Raw genomic sequence first — 16,741 nt, 5'->3', positions numbered from 1 at the left:
TTCCACACGCAGCCATACCGTCATCCGTCCAGCCCTATCCGACGCGTCACGCAGCACGCAGTCCGTCGCGCCGATTCGAACAACAACGAAGGAGACGTGATGTTTCATCAACTGTTGACCCCCATCGGCAATTCGCTCTTGCCGTCGTTTCTCGTCGCCGCGCTGCCGATCCTGGTCGTGCTGGTGCTCCTCGGCTGGGCTCGCCGCCCCGCCTGGCAGGCTTCGCTCGCCGGGCTGATCGTCGGGCTGCTGGTGGCGATCTTCGGCTGGCAGTATCCGGTCGGGCTCGCCATCGATACGGTGGTCGCGGGCGCCGTGTTCGCGCTCTGGCCGATCATGTGGATCGTGGTCGCCGCCATCCTGCTCTACAACATCGCGCAGCGCTCGGGCCGCTTCACCGCGTTTCGCATGTGGATGATCGACAATCTGCCGAACGACCGGCGCATCGTGCTCGTCGTGGTCGGCTTCTCGTTCGGCGCGCTGCTCGAAGGCATCTCCGGTTTCGGCACGCCGGTCGCCATCACCAGTTCGCTGCTGATCCTGCTCGGCTTCCCGACGCTCGAGGCCCTTACCTTCACGCTGATCTTCGACACCGCGCCGGTCGCCTTCGGCGCGCTCGGCGTGCCGGTCACCGTGCTCGCCGCGGTCACGCACCTGCCCGCCGACAGCCTCGCCCAGATGATCGGCCGCCAGTTGCCGTTCTTCGCGTTCCTGCTGCCGTTCTACGTGATCGCCGTGTATGCGGGCATCCGCAACATGCTGCGCATCTGGCCGGTGCTGCTGGTGGCCGGCGGCAGCTTCGCCGTCACCCAGTTCGTCGTCGCGAACTACATCAACTACAGCCTGACCGACGTGCTCTCGTCGCTGATCTCGCTGATCGCGACGGTGGCCTTCCTGAAGGTCTGGAAGCCCGTGGTGGATCCGAAGTTCGCGGTCAACATCGACCGCATCGGCGAAGTGCGCGGCAAGATCAGCGGCGCGCAGGGCTGGTATCCGTGGATCATCGTCTCGGTGGTCGTGATCGTCTGGACGATCGCCAAGGTGTTTACGATCGGCGACATCAAGGTGCCGTGGCCGGGCCTCGACAAGGCCGTGTTCATCACGCTCTACCACACGCCCTACGCCGCCGTCTGGGACTTCCAGCCGCTCGCCACGGGCACCGCGATTCTGGTCGCGGCGATCATTACGGCGTTCCTCGTGCGCCTCTCCGTGCGCGAATTCGGCGCCGCCATCGTCGACACGTGGGTGCAGACGCGCATCGCCATCCTGACGGTGGCGACCATCGTCGGACTCGCCTATCTGATGAACTACTCGGGACTGACCTACACGCTGGGTCTGGGCGTGGCGTCGGTGGGGGCGTTCTTCCCGCTGGTGTCGGCCTTCCTCGGCTGGATCGCCGTGTTCCTGTCGGGCAGCGATACCTCGGGCAACGCGCTGTTCGGCAACCTGCAGGTGGTGGCGGCCAACCAGCTCAACCTGAACCCGATCCTGATGGCGGCGACCAACTCGTCGGGCGGCGTGATGGGCAAGATGATTTCGCCGCAGAACATCTCCACGGGCGTCGCCACCACCGATCTCAAGGGCAAGGAAGGCGTCGTGTTCGCGAAGACGTTCAAGCACTCGCTGATCCTGACGATCGTGCTCGGCATCATCGTGTGGCTGCAGCAGAACTACCTGCAATGGATGATTCCGCATTGAGCTGAAGACGCGCTCGCGGTCATGCGAAGAGGCACGCCCGAGGGCGTGCTTTTTTTCGCCCCGAGCTTCGGCTTCTGTCAATTTTTCTCACATATCAGTGAGAATTGATCGTTTTACGCCGACCGCCACGGCGCTTACGCTTAAGCCCGTCGAACCGGCCGCAGCAAAGAGAATCTTGCTGTTTCATTCCAGCGTGAAATATCCGCGAAGTCGCGCTGGTACCATCTTTTCGCGTCTCGACTCAACCGCGCGTGACGCGTCTTCCATGAATTCCAAAAACCTGCTCCAGCTTCTCGTCCTCGCCGCCCTGTGGGGCGCGTCGTTTCTCTTCATCCGGGTCGGCGTGACCGACTTCGGCGTTGCACCGCTGATGGCCTTGCGGGTCGGCATCGGCGCGCTGTTCCTCCTGATCGTGCTGTTCGCAAGGCGGCCGGTGCGCCAGTCGCTCGCGACCTTGCGCAGCCGTGCGCTGCCGCTTGTCGTGGTCGGCATCCTGAATTCGGCGGCGCCGTTCTGCCTGTTTGCATACGCGGAGCTGACGCTGTCGGCGGGCGTCACGTCGGTGATCAACGCGACCACGCCGCTGTGGGGCGCGCTGGTCGCCTTCCTGTGGCTCAAGGACCGCCTCAGTGCGCTGCGCAGCGTGGGCCTCGTGATCGGCTTCCTTGGCGTGCTGATGCTCGTGTGGGATCAGATTGCCACGCCGCACGGCGGCGCCGCAACGCCCCTGACCGCCGCGCTGGCCGCCGGCGCCGCGCTCGGCGCCACCCTGCTGTACGGCATTGCCGCCAACTATACGAAGCGCTATCTGACCGGCGTCGATGCGCTCACGGTCGCCGCCGGCACCATGACCGGCGCCACCGTCGTGCTGCTGCCGCTGGCGGTGATCTTCTGGCCGGCCGCCCCCGTCTCGCTGCACGCGTGGGGCGCGGTGATCGCGCTGGGCGTCGCCTGCACCGGCGTCGCCTATATGCTGTTCTTCCATCTGCTCGCCACGATCGGTCCGGCGCGCGCCATTACCGTGACGTTCGTGATCCCGATCTTCGGCATCCTGTGGGGCGCGCTGTTCCTCGGCGAAAGCGTCTCGCCGGGCATGCTCGAAGGCTGCGTGGTGATCCTGATCGGCACCGCGCTCGCCACCGGCGTGATCAAGCGGATTCCGTGGGTGGGGCCGCGCCGGCCTAGCCGCGCGGATACCTGAAAGCGTTGAATGCGGCGCTGGCGCCTTCACCCGGCGCCACCTCCACTCGCAACGCCATCTCCAGCCTTCCCTTTCGCGAATCCCCCGGGCCAAAAAAATAGCCCGCGCTCCATGGGAGCGCGGGCGAAACCGTCGCCCTACGAGGATAGGCGACGGGGCCACCAGGGCCGCGCGCCACGCGCGCAGGCCGTCATCGGGCAAAGCACCGGCTCGTCGGCCGGCGCTAACAATCATCTTGTGTCGAGGCGGGTCGAGGTTCGCGTGAGGCAGTCGCCGGAGCGGCTGCCACGCGGCCATCGGGCCCCATGAGGTAGATAAAAGCAGCTTGCGTGCCAAGCTGAAATGTCGTTGACACACAATGGCAAGCCCTTGATTTTTATGTCTATTTTTTGGGCGCCAAGTAGATAGAGGGGATTTGTGCAGCGCGTTACGCCGTAACGTCACGTTACGTGCGGTCCGCACACGCGGTGACAGAGGCCGCGCGCGGGCTCACCGCAGCCACCGTCTGGCGCGCTGCACCGGATGACGCGCACGCATCAAGGTGCGCTCCGACTCCTGTGCCGATAGCGCCGCGCCGCACACGAGCGCAAGAACGAGCAGGCTGGCTGCCCACATCCAGTAGGGAATGATGTCGAACATGGTGGGTCTCCTTGGTCATGGTTTTAGCCAGACAAGCAAACTCCATGCGAAGGGCATGGCCGCGAGACCGCACCGGTCAGCCGGCCATAAAAAAACCCGCCTGGAAACCATCCCAGGCGGGTTTTTAACCGAGCTGCCGGCAGATCAGCGCAACTGATCGACCACGAGGCTCATGATTTCCTTGGCCGGTTGCGACGCGTCGATATTGCCCTTGTCGTCGACCACCGCAACGCGGGTCTGGTCCGGCGTGACCGCGCGCACGTTCACGAGGTACTGCTTGGCGACCTTCTCGGTCTTGCCGTGGAACACCTGGCTCCAGAAGCCCTGTTCGGCGGAGGCCAGGTCCTTCGGATCCACATAGCGGATCGAATACAGGCCGCGCGTGCGATCGCGGTTGTCCACCGTGAAGTTGCTGCGATCCAGCGCGATGCCCACACGCACCCAGGCGCGGTCATACGGCTCGCCGAGCGTGAGCTCGGTAGACGTGTATTGCGCCGACGTGTTCGACGTCACGTTCTGGTCCGGCATGGGCGGCTGGGTGGACGCGGCGACGTTTTCGGCCGCCGCCTTCGCAGCAGCGGAGTTCGCCCCTGCGGTGGCCGCGCCCGGCGCCGTCTGCGTGCCGGCCGGCGACAGCGCCGTGCCCTGCGTGTCGCCCGCCGCGGCACGTGCGTCGGCCGTTTGCAGCGACGCCATCAGGCGCTTCAGGTACTCCGTTTCGAGACCCGGGTCGTTCGGCTTGGGCTGCCACGTGGTGGAGTCGTTGTTCGCGCCGGTAAGGACCTCCTGCAGGCCCTTCTGGCTGATGAACACGTACGTGCCGCCGTTAGGCGCCGTTTCGAGGCGGGTGCGGTACTTGTTGCGCTCGGAGGCCACGTACGAGTTGCCCATGGCCTTCGACAGCGTATCGCGGATCAGGCCGTCGTTGATCTGCGCATGGGTTTCGTTCCAGTCCGTCTCCATCACGCCCTTGTCGCGCTGATCCACGACCAGCAGGAAGCCCTGCTCCTGCCAGAAGCGGCGGATCTGGGCCCAGGCCTGATCAGGCGTCTTGCCGTCGATCACGAGCCAGCTCTCGCTGCCGTCGCGCTGAATATGCATGCCCTTGACGGCCGGCACGACAGTGAGGTCGGAAACCGGCGCCTGTGCCTGAACCTGCTTGAGCGTGGACAACGAAGTCTCGCCGCCCTGCGGCGGAAGCGAGCGCTGATCGGACGTCTCATCGATCATGTTCGGCGGCACGGCCAGCGACACCTGCTTGGATTTGGAGTCGCTCTTGTAGTCAATCTGGGTCGGCGACGAGGTACCGCAGCCGGCGACCAGCCCGCCTGCCATCAGCAATACTGCATACCGCTTGGTAAGACGAAGATCAGTCATGTTCAGGGAATCCTTCCGCTACGCCACGGCAAGTTTCCGTGGATCAACCCGTTATTTTACCGATCCCGGACCAACATGTGCAAAAAGCCGGTTTGGCGCCCGCCTTACGGCATATCAAAGGCGATTTTGAGCGGTCGTGGCGAGGCTTCGCCAGGTGCGGAAAACGTGCGTCGAAAGCGCTTCGAATCCGACAGAAAATTCGCCGCCGCGAATGCTTTTCTGACCCGTCGCGCACGCTGGATTTAACAGTTCACAACATTCCCCACAGCGACGTCAGAGTGTCCTGACAGACGCGCTATCCCCTTGTTTTATCGAGCTATTCCCAGCCTCCACAACTGCCGTTTTTGAGATCACGGAGGAGCCCGTTCAGTCCTGCCCGCATTGATCAGGAAACCTCAGTGTTATCTTGAATTGAACATCTTGAAAACAATGAAGGGAGGCCGGCCATGCGGGTATCGAGGATGATCACTATCCCTATTTGTGGCGGTGTCGCATTGTCGGCGGCGCTGGCTGTATTACTTCCCATGACAGACGCCCAGGCGGCCCTTGGCGACGCCATGGCCGCCGCGCCAGGGGGCCCGGGCGGCGCGCCGGTCGCCCTGCTGAACGGCGCGGTGCAAAGGCGCACGCACGTCGACGCGGGCGGCACGACGGTCAACGAATACGCCTCCAGCACCGGCCAGATCTTCGCCTACACCTGGCAGGGGCCGACGGTGCCCGACCTGCCGGCGCTGCTCGGCGCCTACGACGCCTCCTACCGGGCCGGCGCGGCCGCGGGGTTCGCCGCCGGCGAGAACCAGGACCTGCACGCATCGCGCGTCGCGCAGCCCGACCTGGTCGTGGAGTCCGGCGGCCAGATGCGCAGCTACGTGGGCCGCGCCTGGCTGCCGGGCGCCCTGCCCGCCGGCGTCACACCTGCCGATCTACCCTGAAGGAGCCCCCTCATGCCGACCCGCATCGTGTCCCTGCTCGTGCTGTGCAGCGTGCTTGGCAGCTTCCTCGCCGCCTGCGGCGGTGGCGGCGGAAGCAGCGCTACCGCCAACACCACCGGCGCAGCCGCCGCGCCGGCCTCCTCCTCCGGTGCGGCAAGCGCGCCGCTTGCCGCCAGCCTGCCCAGCAGTCCCGCGGCGATTCCCCAGTCCAGCACGCCGAACATCCAGCCGGTCGCCGTGGCCGCGGCCCCCGGTCTGACGCGCAACATACTGACCACCAGCGTCACGGTCTGCGAGCCCGGCACCAGCAACTGCGCGACCATCGACGACATTCAGGTCGATACCGGCTCGCAGGGGCTGCGCATTCTCGCCTCGGCGCTGCCAGCCGCCCTGCAGTTGCCGGCGCTGCCGTCGGGCGGCGGCGCGGCCGGCGAATGCGCGGTGTTCGGCGGCGGCTACACGTGGGGGGCGGTGCGTAGCGCGGACGTGCGGATGGCCGGCCAGCTCGCCGCCTCGCTGCCGATCCAGTTGATCGCCGACCCCACCGTGCCCAGCGTGCCGTCCGACTGCGCCGCCTCGGGCCGCGCCATGCAGACCACCGCAGGCTTGCGCAGCAACGGTATCCTGGGTGTCGGCCTGTTCGCGGCGGATTGCGGCAGCGCCTGCGCCAATTCCGCCCTGCCGCGCTGGTACTACAGTTGCCCGGCGAGCGGCGCCTGCCAGTCCAGCATCCAGCCGCTCGCCCAGCAGGTCGCGAATCCGGTCAGCGCATTCGCGCTCGACAACAACGGCGTAGTCATCGACCTGCCCGCCATCGCCGATAGCGGCGCGCCGTCGGTCGAGGGCTCGCTGATCTTCGGCATCGGCACGCAGGCCAACAACGTGCTCGGCGGCGCGACGGTGCTGCGGGCGAATTCGCAGAGCGGCTATGTGACGACGGTCAGCGGCGGACAAACCTACTCGCAAAGCTACCTGGACAGCGGCTCGAATGCGCTCTTCATCGCCAACGCCGCGCTGCCGCAATGCGGACTGTGGTACTGCCCCACCACACCGCTCTCGGCGACCGCCAGCATCGCGGGCACGGACGGCACCAGCTCGACGGTGGCGTATTCCATCGGCAATTCGCGAACGCTGTTCAACAGCGCGAATAACGCCTTCAACAACCTTGCCGGCATCACCAGCAACAGTTTCGGCTGGGGCCTGCCGTTCTTCTACGGACGCCGCATCTACACCGCGATCGAAGCGCGCCTGACCTCGGCGGGCGCCGGTCCGTACTACGCGTTCTAAACACCCGGCGGGTTTATCGGCCCTGGGCGCGCGGCGGCGGGAGGCTGATTCCTGGTCAAGGTCCGACGGCAGACTCTGACCAGGAATCTCCACGCCCCTTCACCTCACCCTCACAGAGTCCCACAAACCTCATCCGACGCCCCTACACAGAAATTTCCCAAATTCCCGGGCCAGGCATATTTGATACGAACCGGCTGTAATAATTCGATTCTGGACCAACGTCATCTCAATATAGTTAGTCCTGCCTATCTTTAAAGAATCGACATCATGGCCTTCACCTTTTCGCTCGACGAGTTCGAGCAGCTCGTCTACACCCGCGCCTACGATCAAGCCGCAAGCCAGTTCATCGCGTTTCTGGTGCTCCTGCACGGCAAACGCGGCGAACTGGATGGCGATTTTCGCGCGTCGGGCATGATCGACCTGCCGCCGGACGAGCAACACGAACGCTTTTGCACGCGCCTCGCGTGTGCGGTCTCGAGCTTGTTCGCCGACCCGGCGTTTCGTCCGTCTACCGAATGCTTCCGGTTGATGCTGACGCTGCACGAGTGGATCGGGGTGCTATTTTCGGCCACGGCGCTCGGCAACGCCGACCCCATCACCCGCCATCTGAATCCGCGCGGTCCGGCCAACCCGGCGTTCCTGCCCGGCGACCGCTTTGTCGAAAAGCTGTGCGCGCTCTATTCGAGCGAGTCCGAACAGGAGCTCGATTTCGCCGCCCTGTGGGCGCACGACAAAACCCTCGCGGCCTGCCTCGCGCTCGTCCTGATGGCGCCGCTCTTCCATGGTTCCGCCAGCGCGCACGGCAAGCGCGAAGCATTGCTGCAATGGCTGCCGGGCAAGCTGCAGCAGATCGACGATCTGGACGACCTGCCCTCGGCCGTCCTGCACAACGCCTATATGTTCTGCAGCTACGCCGACACGCCCGCGCGTCACGCCATCAAGCGGGATATCAACGTCCTCGTGCGCCGCAAGCTGAAGCAACTGGGCCTGACCGACCTGCCCGCGCCCACAGCGGCGCCGGCCGGCGAGCGCGGAAGGCGCCGCAAAAAGCCGTTGATGGTCGTGGTAACGGAATGGTTCAACGGCGCCCACTCGATCTATCGCACGCACTCAAGGACGATCGAGGCTGCGCGCGAGCATTTCGAGGTGGTAGGGTTCGGCTTCGGCTACGCGATCGACGAGGCCGGACGCGCGGTGTTCGACCGCTTTATCGAACTCGAGCGGCCCGAATATATCGGCGAGTGCCTGAAGACCCTCCGCGATTTCGCTGAAGCCGAGCGGCCGGACGTGCTGTATATGCCGAGCGTCGGCATGTTCGTGCTGACCGTATTCCTGTCGAACCTGCGCATCGCGCCGCTGCAGATCGCCGCGCTCGGCCATCCGGCCACGACCCATTCCGACAAGATCGACTACATCAGCGTCGAGGAAGACTACATCGGCGATCCGGCCTGTTTCAGCGAGCGCCTGCTCGCGCTGCCCAAAGACGGCCAGCCGTATCGCGCCTCGCGTGCGCTGCCGGACGTCGCCCCACGCGTGCCGGCGCGGCGCGAGACGATCCAGATCATCGTCACGGCCAGCCCGATGAAGCTCAACCCCGCCTTCCTCGACGCCTGCCGTCAGATTCAGGCGCGCGCGGGCCTGCCCGTGCAGTTCCATTTCATGACCGGCAACAACAACGGCTTGCCGCTCAGGCACATGCAGCGCGTCATCGGCGAGGCCGTTCCGGGCGCCGTGACGCATGGCTTTCATCAGTACAGCGCCTATCTGGCGCGCGTCGACGACTCGGACCTGTTTTTGAGTCCATTTCCGTTCGGCAACACCAATGGGATCGTAGACGCCTTCACGCTCGGCTTGCCGGGCGTCTGCAAGACGGGTCCGGAAGTCTTCGAGCATATCGACGGCGCGCTGTTCACGCGCGCCGGCATGCCCGCCTGGACCACGGCCGATACGGTCGAAAGCTATATCGAAGCTGCCGTGCGCATGATCACCCAGCACGACGAACGCGAGGCGCTGCGCCGCCAGTTGATCGAAACCAGGGCGGTCGAGCGGTTCTTCGAGGGACATCCAGAGGCGTTCGGCGAGCGCGTCTTGCGACTCGTGCGCGACACCGGGGAGCGTCGCGCGCAAGCGGCGCTCGATCTCACCAGCGCTTGAGATTCAGGGGCGAGCGCCCCTGGGCATTCGGCGCAACCGCCGCCAGGCGCGGCGGGGTGCGGTAAAACAAGGCAAGGAAGTTATTCCGCGCTTTCGCTGGCAGCGGTGTCGTCGGTCTGCACGAGCTCCTTCGGCGCCAGCCAACGGAACGACGCCAGGTTCAGACCGGTGAACGTGCATTCGACGGCGACCGCCTTCACCAGCTTCTTGGGTTTGGCGGGTTTCACTTTTGCCACCGTCGCGGAAGCGCCCGACGCAGCCGCGGCCACCGTGGCGGACGCAGCGGAAGCCGCCGCCGGCGCCGACGCCGCCTTGACGGCCGAGGCGGCCGCTTCCGCAGCGGTCTGCATCCGCGACAGCGAAGCTTCGACCACGACCCGCGTGCCGTCGATGGCAGTGCCGCGGTGATCGACGGACAGCTTGCTGGTCTTCGCCTCGGGCAACTGCTCAGGCGACACGTCAGCCAGCTTGCTGCGCATCATCTGTTCACACGCGTCAGGGTTCTTGTAGACGGCCGTGCAGCCCACCAGCAGGACGGCGGCGGTCGTGACGCATGCGAGACATAGAGTGCGGATCTTCATTGATATTCCGTTTTTCAGGCTGTCGGCATTGTAGCGTAAGGGCCAGGACGCGCGCACCGCCGCACCCGCACGCGCAAACCCGCCGGCTGCTGGCAGAATGGCGGCTCGCCCGTCCCGTCACCCCATTCCCGCCCCCATCCGCCCGCATGCTCAGCCTCGTCGCCCTCGCCATCGGCGCCTTCGCCGCCACCAACATCGACAACCTGTTCGTGCTGCTCGCCTTCGTCGCCGAGGCGCACGGCTCGAAACGGCGCGTGATCGCCGGCCAGTACGCGGGCTCGCTGGCGCTGATCGCCATCGCGATCGGCCTCGCCGAGATGCTGCGCAGTCTTCCGCACGGGTACGTCGGCGTGCTGGGCGTGCTGCCGATCGCAGTGGGCCTCGCAAAAGCATGGGCGCGCTTCGGCCCGCGCCGCGCATCCGGGGGCGACACGGCCGAAGCCGCGCAGCCCGTGCAGCCGGGCTCGTCGTGGTGGACCGTGGCCGGCGTCGCCATCGCCAACGGTTCGGACAATATCGCTGTCTATGTGCCGATTTACGCGGCGCACTCGCGGGTCAACGGCGTGTGGGTGTCGCTCGTGTTCGTCGCGATGATCGGTATCTGGTGCGCCGGCGCCATCTGGCTGGTCAACCATCCCCTGCTGGGCGCGCCGATCCGTCGCTACGGCACGGCGCTGCTGCCGTTCATCCTGCTCGTGATCGGCGTCTCGGTGATCGTGCAAAACGAGACGCTGCGCGTCCTGTTCGGGATTTGAGCCGGGCCAACGCCCAGCGACGCTGCCCGACGAAACAATGTATCCGATCGCAGCGCGCGAAGAAGCGAGTCTCGGCGATGTCTGGCCGGCTTGCCGGCATGAAGACGTGCGCGACCGGCTGACCGACAGGCGCGCGGCTTCGGTCAGTTCGACGGGGCCGGTTGCACAGCAGTACGCACGCCCGCGAGCGGCGAACCATAGCCCCCCGCCTCTTCATTGTTCGGCAATCCGTTGACGAGTTGCGCGCGCGGATCGGTTGGGTTGAGGTTCATTTCCCCCGCCTGCTGGTTGCCGTGCGACGGGTATTCACTACCGAGCGCGGCATTCGGCATCAACTGCTTGCCGTTTTGCGGCGCATTCACATCGTCCTGCGGGGAGAGACCCTGCGCCCCCGCGTGAGCGGCAACCGCGAGCGTCGCTGCACACAGGACGGCTTGCCATAGTTTCGATGTTCCCTTCATGTTGCCTCCGACAAAGTGAGTGCGGTCACGCACGATCTGCACCTTTAGCCGACCGGAAATCGGCCGGCTCCTGATTTACCAGCATAGACGAGCAAAGCCGCTCTTGCCGAGCATGACGGCGTTGCTCTCAAAGCCTATACGCGGCGCGACGCCGACTGGTTGCAAAGACTTCGACCGGCAACCGGCTTCCGTTACGAGACACCTCGCGGCTGACGTTTCATCCCCGTTTCAGGGGCGCCATCCACGACGCCGCGCTCATGCGCGGAAAAATCGGTTCTCCGGGCGCGGCAGGCCCAGGTTTTCGCGCAGCGTCGCGCCTTCGTACTCGCGCCGGAAAATCCCTCGGCGCTGCAGCTCGGGCACCACCTTGTCGACGAAGTCATCGAGGCCGCCCGGCAGATACGGGAACATCACGTTGAAGCCATCCGAGCCCTCGCCGACGAGCCACGCTTCCATCTGATCGGCGATCATCGTGGGCGTGCCGACCATTTCCAGTCCCGAGTAACCGCCGATGCGCTGCGCCAGTTGACGAATCGTCAGCTTGTCGCGCTCCGCCCACTCGATCACGCGCTGCCGGCTGGTGCGGCTTGCGTTGCTCTCCGGGATCTCGGGTAGCGGACCGTCCGGGTCGAAGCCCGACACATCGTGTCCGAGCGCGATGGAAAGCGAGGCGATGCCGCTGTCGTAATGCACGAACGTGTCCAGACGGGCGCGCTTTTCCAGCGCTTCATCGAGCGTATCGCCCACCACCACGAACGCAGCCGGCAAGATCTTCATATGGTCGCGCGGGCGTCCGAGTTTTTCCATGCGGCCTTTCACGTCGGCGTAAAAACTTTGGCCTTGCTCTAGCGTAGTCTGCGCAGTGAAAACGGCCTCGGCGGTTTCGGCGGCGATCTGCCTGCCCGCTTCGGACGACCCCGCCTGCACGATCACCGGCCAGCCCTGCACCGGACGCGCGATGTTGAGCGGCCCGCGCACCGAATAATATTTGCCCTTGTGATCGAGCACATGCAGCTTGTCCGGATCGAAGAAGATGCCGGACTCGACGTCGCGGATCAGCGCGTCGTCGGCCCAGCTATCCCACAGGCCGGTGACCACATCGAAGAACTCGCGTGCGCGGCGATATCGTTCGTCATGCTCAACATGTTCTTCGAGGCCGAAGTTAAGCGCGGCATCGGGGTTCGAGGTCGTCACCAGATTCCAGCCCGCGCGGCCGCCGCTAATGTGATCGAGCGAGGCGAAACGGCGCGCGACGTGATACGGCGCGTCGAATGTGGTGGACGCCGTCGCGATCAGGCCGAGGTGTTCGGTCACGGCGGCGAGCGCCGGCAGCAAGGTCATCGGTTCAAACGAGGTGACCGTGTGACTGCGCTTTAACGACGCTACCGGCATGTTGAGCACGGCGAGATGATCGGCCATGAAGAAGGCGTCGAAGCGGCCGCGCTCGAGCGTCTGCGCGAAGCGCTTCATATGCGCGAAATTGAAGTTGGCGTCCGGGTAGGCGCCCGGATAGCGCCATGCGCCGGTGTGAATCGTCACGGGGCGCATGAAAGCGCCGAGGCGCAACTGCCGTGGCTGGGTCGACATAAAGGCAATCTCCACTTGATTCGGCAACCGCGTATCGCCCTGACGGCGACGCGGGATTTGAGAGGGTTCTGCCAGCTCATCTGCACCGCGGGCGTTGGGCCCGCGTGGCTTCTGGTTAGCGGCCGTCAGAGGCGTACAACGAAGCGCAGCGAACTCGCGAAATAACATACGCTGAATCCGCCGCGCCTGCAGGGCGCGTGCAAAGCGCGCCGCAAACGCTTATCGTTAGGCCTGTCGCCGCTTTGGCCGAGCCTCGCCGCGGCCCACTCGAACCCATACCAGGTGCCATGACCCACCACTCCACTCCGCGCTTTCGCACACTGCGTTACACACTCGCCGGCCTAAGCGCCGCGCTGCTGCTGGCGGCCTGCGCCGCGACCCCGTCCGGCCCGGACTCGCTTGCCGCCGCCGTCGCCGGGCCGCAGCGCAGCGACGCCGCGAAGGCCCGCGACGTCTATCGCCATCCACAAGACACGCTGCAGTTCTTCGAGATCGCGCCGACGCAAACCGTGCTGGAAATCGCACCGGGCGGCGGCTGGTACACGGATATTCTGGCGCCCTACCTGCACGATCGCGGCACGCTCTACGAGGCCGAATACGAGAGCCCATCGCCCGCCGCCGCCGCGGAAGAGAAAGCCGGCGACGCCGCGTTTGCCCGCAAGCTCGCGGCAACACCGGCCGTCTACGGCAACGTGGTGGTCGGCACGCTGCAAGCGGGACAGTTCAGCGGCTTCGCGGCGAACGGCAATGTCGATCGCGTCTTCACGTTCCGCAATATCCATAACTGGATCAAGGACGGCCAGCTCGATGCGAACCTGCAGGCGTTCTACCGCGCGCTGAAACCGGGCGGCCTGCTCGGCGTGGAAGAACATCGCGCGGCGCCGGGCACCTCGCTGCAGCAGATGATCGACAGCGGCTATGTGACGGAAGCCTATGTGATCGAGCATGCGCGCGCCGCGGGCTTTGAGCTCGCCGGCAGCAGCGAAGTCAACAGCAACCCGCGCGACACCAGGGACTATCCGCACGGCGTGTGGTCGCTGCCGCCCACGTACGAAGGCGGCAGCGTCGACAAGGCGCGCTTTGCCGCGATTGGCGAATCGGACCGGATGACGTTGCGGTTCGTAAAGCCGCAATGACGAAGACGCGATGACGTCGCGAGCGACGTCATCGCGCCGCCAAACGCCGCTGCCGCTCCGGCACGCATGCAATATCGCTGCCGCGGGTTTCCTTGTGATCTTTCGTTAGTTACCGAACGCAGCGTCTTTCTTTACATTAGCCGGTCTACTCATACCCATCTCTGGACCCTGGGAGACCAACCATGAAGCGGTTCTTCAATCGTGCGCTGGGCCGGCTGGCCGTGCTGGCGGCGGCCCTTGCAACGATGGCGGCGGCGCATGCCGCGACACCGCCCGAGATCCGCGTCGACTACGCGTACTACTCGCCGGAAAGCCTGGTGATCAAACGCTATGGCTGGCTCGAAGACGAATTCAAGCCCGATCATGCGCAGATCAAGTGGGTCCTGAGTCTCGGCAGCAATCGCGCGCTCGAATATCTGAACAGCGGCGCAATCGACATCGGTTCGACCGCGGGCCTCGCCGCGGTGCTCGGCAAGGCGAACGGCAATCCGATCCGAACCGTGTATATCTTCTCGCGTCCCGAATGGACCGCGCTGGTGGTGCGCAAGGATTCGCCCATCAAGACGCTCGCCGATCTGAAGGGCAAGAAAATCGCCGCCACCAAGGGCACCGATCCGTTCCTGTTCACCTTGCGGGCGCTGCATACGGTGGGCCTGACGCGCGACGACGTCGAACTCGTGAATCTGCAGCATCCGGATGGCCGCACGGCGCTCGCCAATGGCCAGGTGGATGCATGGGCGGGTCTCGATCCGCACATGGCCGCCGCGCAGATCGACGACGGCGACCGCCTCCTGTACCGCAACGTCGACTTCAATACCTACGGATTCCTTAACGCCCGCGAAGCGTTTCTCCAGCAATATCCCGAGACGGTGGCGCGCGTGCTGAAGGTCTACGAGAAGGCACGCCTGTGGATCATCGCGCATCCGGACGACGCCGCGAAGATCGTGGCCGAGGAATCGAAGGTCTCGCTGCCGGTCGCGAAGCTGCAATTGCACCGCAACGACTTTAGCCAGCCGGTGCCGGGTGCACAGCAGATTGCCGCGCTCAAAGCCGCCGCGCCGATTCTGGTGCAGGAGCAACTGGTCAAGCCGGGCACCGATCTGCCGCAGGTGATCGACGCGCTGGTCGATTCGCAGGTCGCCCAGCCGGTCGTGACGGCGGCACAAGGCCAGTGAGCGCGGCGATGGCCTCTGCTCCTGACGAGTCGTTACCGTTCGATGTGAGCGAAGCAGCGGCGGATCACACGCTGCATGCGGCGGCAGCGCACGCTGCCCGCCATGCCCACATCAATGCTGACGGCGCCGCCGGCACCTCTGCGCAGCAACCGCATGGCGCCCTGCGCCGCTGGCATATCGCCGGCCTCGCGCTACCCGTTGCACTGCTCGCGCTGATCGAAGTACTGGTGCGCACCAACGTCGTGCCCGATCATCTGCTACCCGCACCCAGCACCATCGCGCAGACGCTCTGGCAAATGGGCGCCACGCGCCTGGGACGCCATATCGCGGCCAGTACGCTGCGGGTGGCGGTGGGCTTCGGCATTGGCGCCGCGCTGGCACTCGTACTGGGCGCCGCGATGGGCCTGAGCCGCCGTCTCGACGCCCTGCTCGAGCCTTGCTTTCAGGCGCTGCGTTCGATTCCCTCGCTTGCATGGGTGCCCGTGCTGCTGCTGTGGATGGGCATCGACGAGGCCCCCAAAATTACGCTGATCGCGATAGGCGCGTTCTTCCCCGTGCATTTGAGCGTCGTGGCCGGGATACGCGGCGTCGACCGCAAGCTGGTCGAACTGGGTGCGATTTACCGGCTCAAACCGGTTGCGCTGTTTACGCGCATCCTCTTGCCCGCCGCGTTGCCGCAGATTTTCACCGGCCTGCGCACAGGACTCAGCCTTGCGTGGATGTTCATGGTCGCGGCGGAACTGATCGCCGCCACGCGCGGCCTCGGCTACATGCTGAGCGACGGGCGCGAAACCGGCCGCCCCGATCTGGTGTTCGGCGCCATCATCCTGCTCGCCGTACTCGGCAAGCTGAGCGACGGCGCCATGCGCTGGCTCGAACACCGCGTGCTGAACTGGCGCGATGCGTTCGATGCGTTCAGCGAGCAATCGCGCACAGGGGAGCAACGATGAGCGCATCCGCTCAAGCGGCACTGCTCGATGTGCACGTCGAGGCCAAGCACTACGCGGCCCGCACCGTACTCGATCACCTGTCGTTGCGTATCGCGCCTGGCGAGATCGTCAGTCTGGTTGGCCCGAGCGGCTGCGGCAAGAGCACGCTATTGCGGATCGTCGCCGGACTGGACCGCCAGTATCACGGCGAAGTACGGGTGAACGGCGTGCCGCAACACGGGCCTTCGCCACGGATCGGCGTGATCTTCCAGGAACCGCGTCTGTTGCCGTGGTTGACGGTGGCCGATAACGTCGGCTTCGAAGCGGGCCGTCACGGCGGGCGCGATCCGCGCGTAGCGCACCTGCTTGCCGAAGTGGGACTGGCAGGCCAGCAGCATGCCTTGCCCAAGGCCCTCTCCGGCGGCATGGCGCAGCGCGTTGCGATCGCCCGTGGACTCTTCTCGCAACCGGATCTGCTGTTGCTCGACGAACCGTTTAGCGCCGTCGACGCAATGACGCGCATGCGCTTGCAGGCCCTGCTGCTGTCGGTGACACGCGCGCACGGCACGGCCGCCCTGCTCGTCACCCACGATCTCGACGAGGCCCTGTATCTGAGCGACCGCGTGCTGCTGATGGCCGCGGCGCCTGGACGCATCGACCGCGAATATCGCGTCGCCCGTCCGCGGCCGCGGGACCGGCGCGATCCTGTACTGGCCGATCTGCGCGTGCAGGTGCTCGAGCGGCTCGACGCGTTCGAAGCGGTGTGAACCAAGGTGTGAACCGGGGCGGGATTCGCTGCTGCGGCATCGAACCTCGCGGCGTCGGCATC

At 65.5% G+C, this 16,741-nt stretch carries 15 protein-coding genes; 10 read left to right on the top strand and 5 right to left on the bottom strand.

What is annotated here, in order from left to right:
- Positions 1-99: 99 nt before the first annotated feature.
- Together P3T42_RS06025 and P3T42_RS06020 are read left to right on the top strand one after the other, a co-directional pair.
- Positions 100-1,698 carry an L-lactate permease gene (locus P3T42_RS06025; RefSeq protein WP_074300045.1) on the top strand — a complete coding sequence of 533 codons (1,599 nt, stop codon included), beginning with the start codon at positions 100-102 and terminating at the stop codon, positions 1,696-1,698.
- A gap of 265 nt (positions 1,699-1,963) precedes the next feature.
- Entirely contained in the window at positions 1,964-2,899 is a 936-nt protein-coding gene (locus tag P3T42_RS06020) for a DMT family transporter (RefSeq protein WP_429305439.1), read from the top strand.
- 489 nt (positions 2,900-3,388) lie between these two features.
- On the opposite strand, the gene P3T42_RS06015 is transcribed toward P3T42_RS06020, so the two are convergent.
- Positions 3,389-3,538, bottom strand: coding sequence for a hypothetical protein (locus P3T42_RS06015; protein WP_171991711.1), 150 nt, complete (start codon positions 3,536-3,538; stop codon positions 3,389-3,391).
- 144 nt (positions 3,539-3,682) lie between these two features.
- Entirely contained in the window at positions 3,683-4,915 is a 1,233-nt protein-coding gene (gene bamC / locus P3T42_RS06010; protein ID WP_429305438.1) for an outer membrane protein assembly factor BamC, read from the bottom strand.
- Between the two features lie 524 nt (positions 4,916-5,439).
- Between bamC and P3T42_RS06005 the strand changes: the two genes are divergently transcribed.
- The 3 genes from P3T42_RS06005 to P3T42_RS05995 all read left to right on the top strand — a co-directional run bounded on the left by P3T42_RS06005 (position 5,440) and on the right by P3T42_RS05995 (position 9,288).
- The gene (locus P3T42_RS06005) at positions 5,440-5,847 is read left to right on the top strand and encodes a DUF2844 domain-containing protein (RefSeq protein WP_290439578.1); all 408 of its coding nucleotides are present in this window, start codon (positions 5,440-5,442) and stop codon (positions 5,845-5,847) included.
- 12 nt (positions 5,848-5,859) lie between these two features.
- Positions 5,860-7,134 carry a DUF3443 domain-containing protein gene (locus P3T42_RS06000; RefSeq protein ID WP_429305437.1) on the top strand — a complete coding sequence of 425 codons (1,275 nt, stop codon included), beginning with the start codon at positions 5,860-5,862 and terminating at the stop codon, positions 7,132-7,134.
- A gap of 267 nt (positions 7,135-7,401) precedes the next feature.
- Positions 7,402-9,288, top strand: coding sequence for a glycosyl transferase family 1 (locus P3T42_RS05995; protein ID WP_429305436.1), 1,887 nt, complete (start codon positions 7,402-7,404; stop codon positions 9,286-9,288).
- Positions 9,289-9,368: 80 nt separating this feature from the next.
- Here P3T42_RS05995 and P3T42_RS05990 read toward each other — a convergent pair whose 3' ends face one another.
- Positions 9,369-9,869: a hypothetical protein gene (locus P3T42_RS05990; protein WP_429305435.1), complete on the bottom strand. Its 501-nt coding sequence runs from the start codon at positions 9,867-9,869 to the stop codon at positions 9,369-9,371.
- A 146-nt stretch (positions 9,870-10,015) separates the two neighbouring features.
- Here P3T42_RS05990 and P3T42_RS05985 point away from each other — a divergent pair, with 146 nt between their 5' ends.
- Positions 10,016-10,624 carry a cadmium resistance transporter gene (locus P3T42_RS05985; protein WP_429305434.1) on the top strand — a complete coding sequence of 203 codons (609 nt, stop codon included), beginning with the start codon at positions 10,016-10,018 and terminating at the stop codon, positions 10,622-10,624.
- Between the two features lie 143 nt (positions 10,625-10,767).
- Here the strand turns inward: P3T42_RS05985 and P3T42_RS05980 are convergent, their stop codons facing one another.
- Together P3T42_RS05980 and P3T42_RS05975 are read right to left on the bottom strand one after the other, a co-directional pair.
- Positions 10,768-11,085 carry a hypothetical protein gene (locus P3T42_RS05980; RefSeq protein WP_143788448.1) on the bottom strand — a complete coding sequence of 106 codons (318 nt, stop codon included), beginning with the start codon at positions 11,083-11,085 and terminating at the stop codon, positions 10,768-10,770.
- Positions 11,086-11,340: 255 nt separating this feature from the next.
- Positions 11,341-12,672: an LLM class flavin-dependent oxidoreductase gene (locus tag P3T42_RS05975; protein ID WP_074300053.1), complete on the bottom strand. Its 1,332-nt coding sequence runs from the start codon at positions 12,670-12,672 to the stop codon at positions 11,341-11,343.
- Positions 12,673-12,959: 287 nt separating this feature from the next.
- On the opposite strand from P3T42_RS05975, the gene P3T42_RS05970 reads away from it, so the two are divergent.
- From P3T42_RS05970 to P3T42_RS05955, 4 genes are all read left to right on the top strand, one after another.
- On the top strand, positions 12,960-13,808 hold the full coding sequence (locus P3T42_RS05970) for a class I SAM-dependent methyltransferase (protein ID WP_429305433.1): 849 nt from the start codon (positions 12,960-12,962) through the stop codon (positions 13,806-13,808).
- A gap of 182 nt (positions 13,809-13,990) precedes the next feature.
- Positions 13,991-14,983 (top strand): aliphatic sulfonate ABC transporter substrate-binding protein, encoded by a 993-nt coding sequence (locus tag P3T42_RS05965; RefSeq protein WP_429305432.1) that lies wholly within the window; start codon positions 13,991-13,993, stop codon positions 14,981-14,983.
- Between the two features lie 8 nt (positions 14,984-14,991).
- Positions 14,992-15,933, top strand: coding sequence for an ABC transporter permease (locus P3T42_RS05960; RefSeq protein WP_429305431.1), 942 nt, complete (start codon positions 14,992-14,994; stop codon positions 15,931-15,933).
- A complete protein-coding gene (locus P3T42_RS05955; RefSeq protein ID WP_429305430.1) occupies positions 15,930-16,679 on the top strand; it encodes an ABC transporter ATP-binding protein in 750 nt (249 codons plus the stop codon). The genes P3T42_RS05960 and P3T42_RS05955 overlap by 4 nt, the downstream gene beginning before the upstream one ends.
- The last annotated feature ends 62 nt before the right edge of the window (positions 16,680-16,741 follow it).

Source organism: Paraburkholderia sp. GAS38 (genome assembly GCF_050434965.1).
GTDB lineage: Bacteria > Pseudomonadota > Gammaproteobacteria > Burkholderiales > Burkholderiaceae > Paraburkholderia > Paraburkholderia phenazinium_A.
The sequence above is the reverse complement of the archived record's forward strand: the minus strand, read 5'-3'. Positions and strand labels throughout refer to the sequence as shown.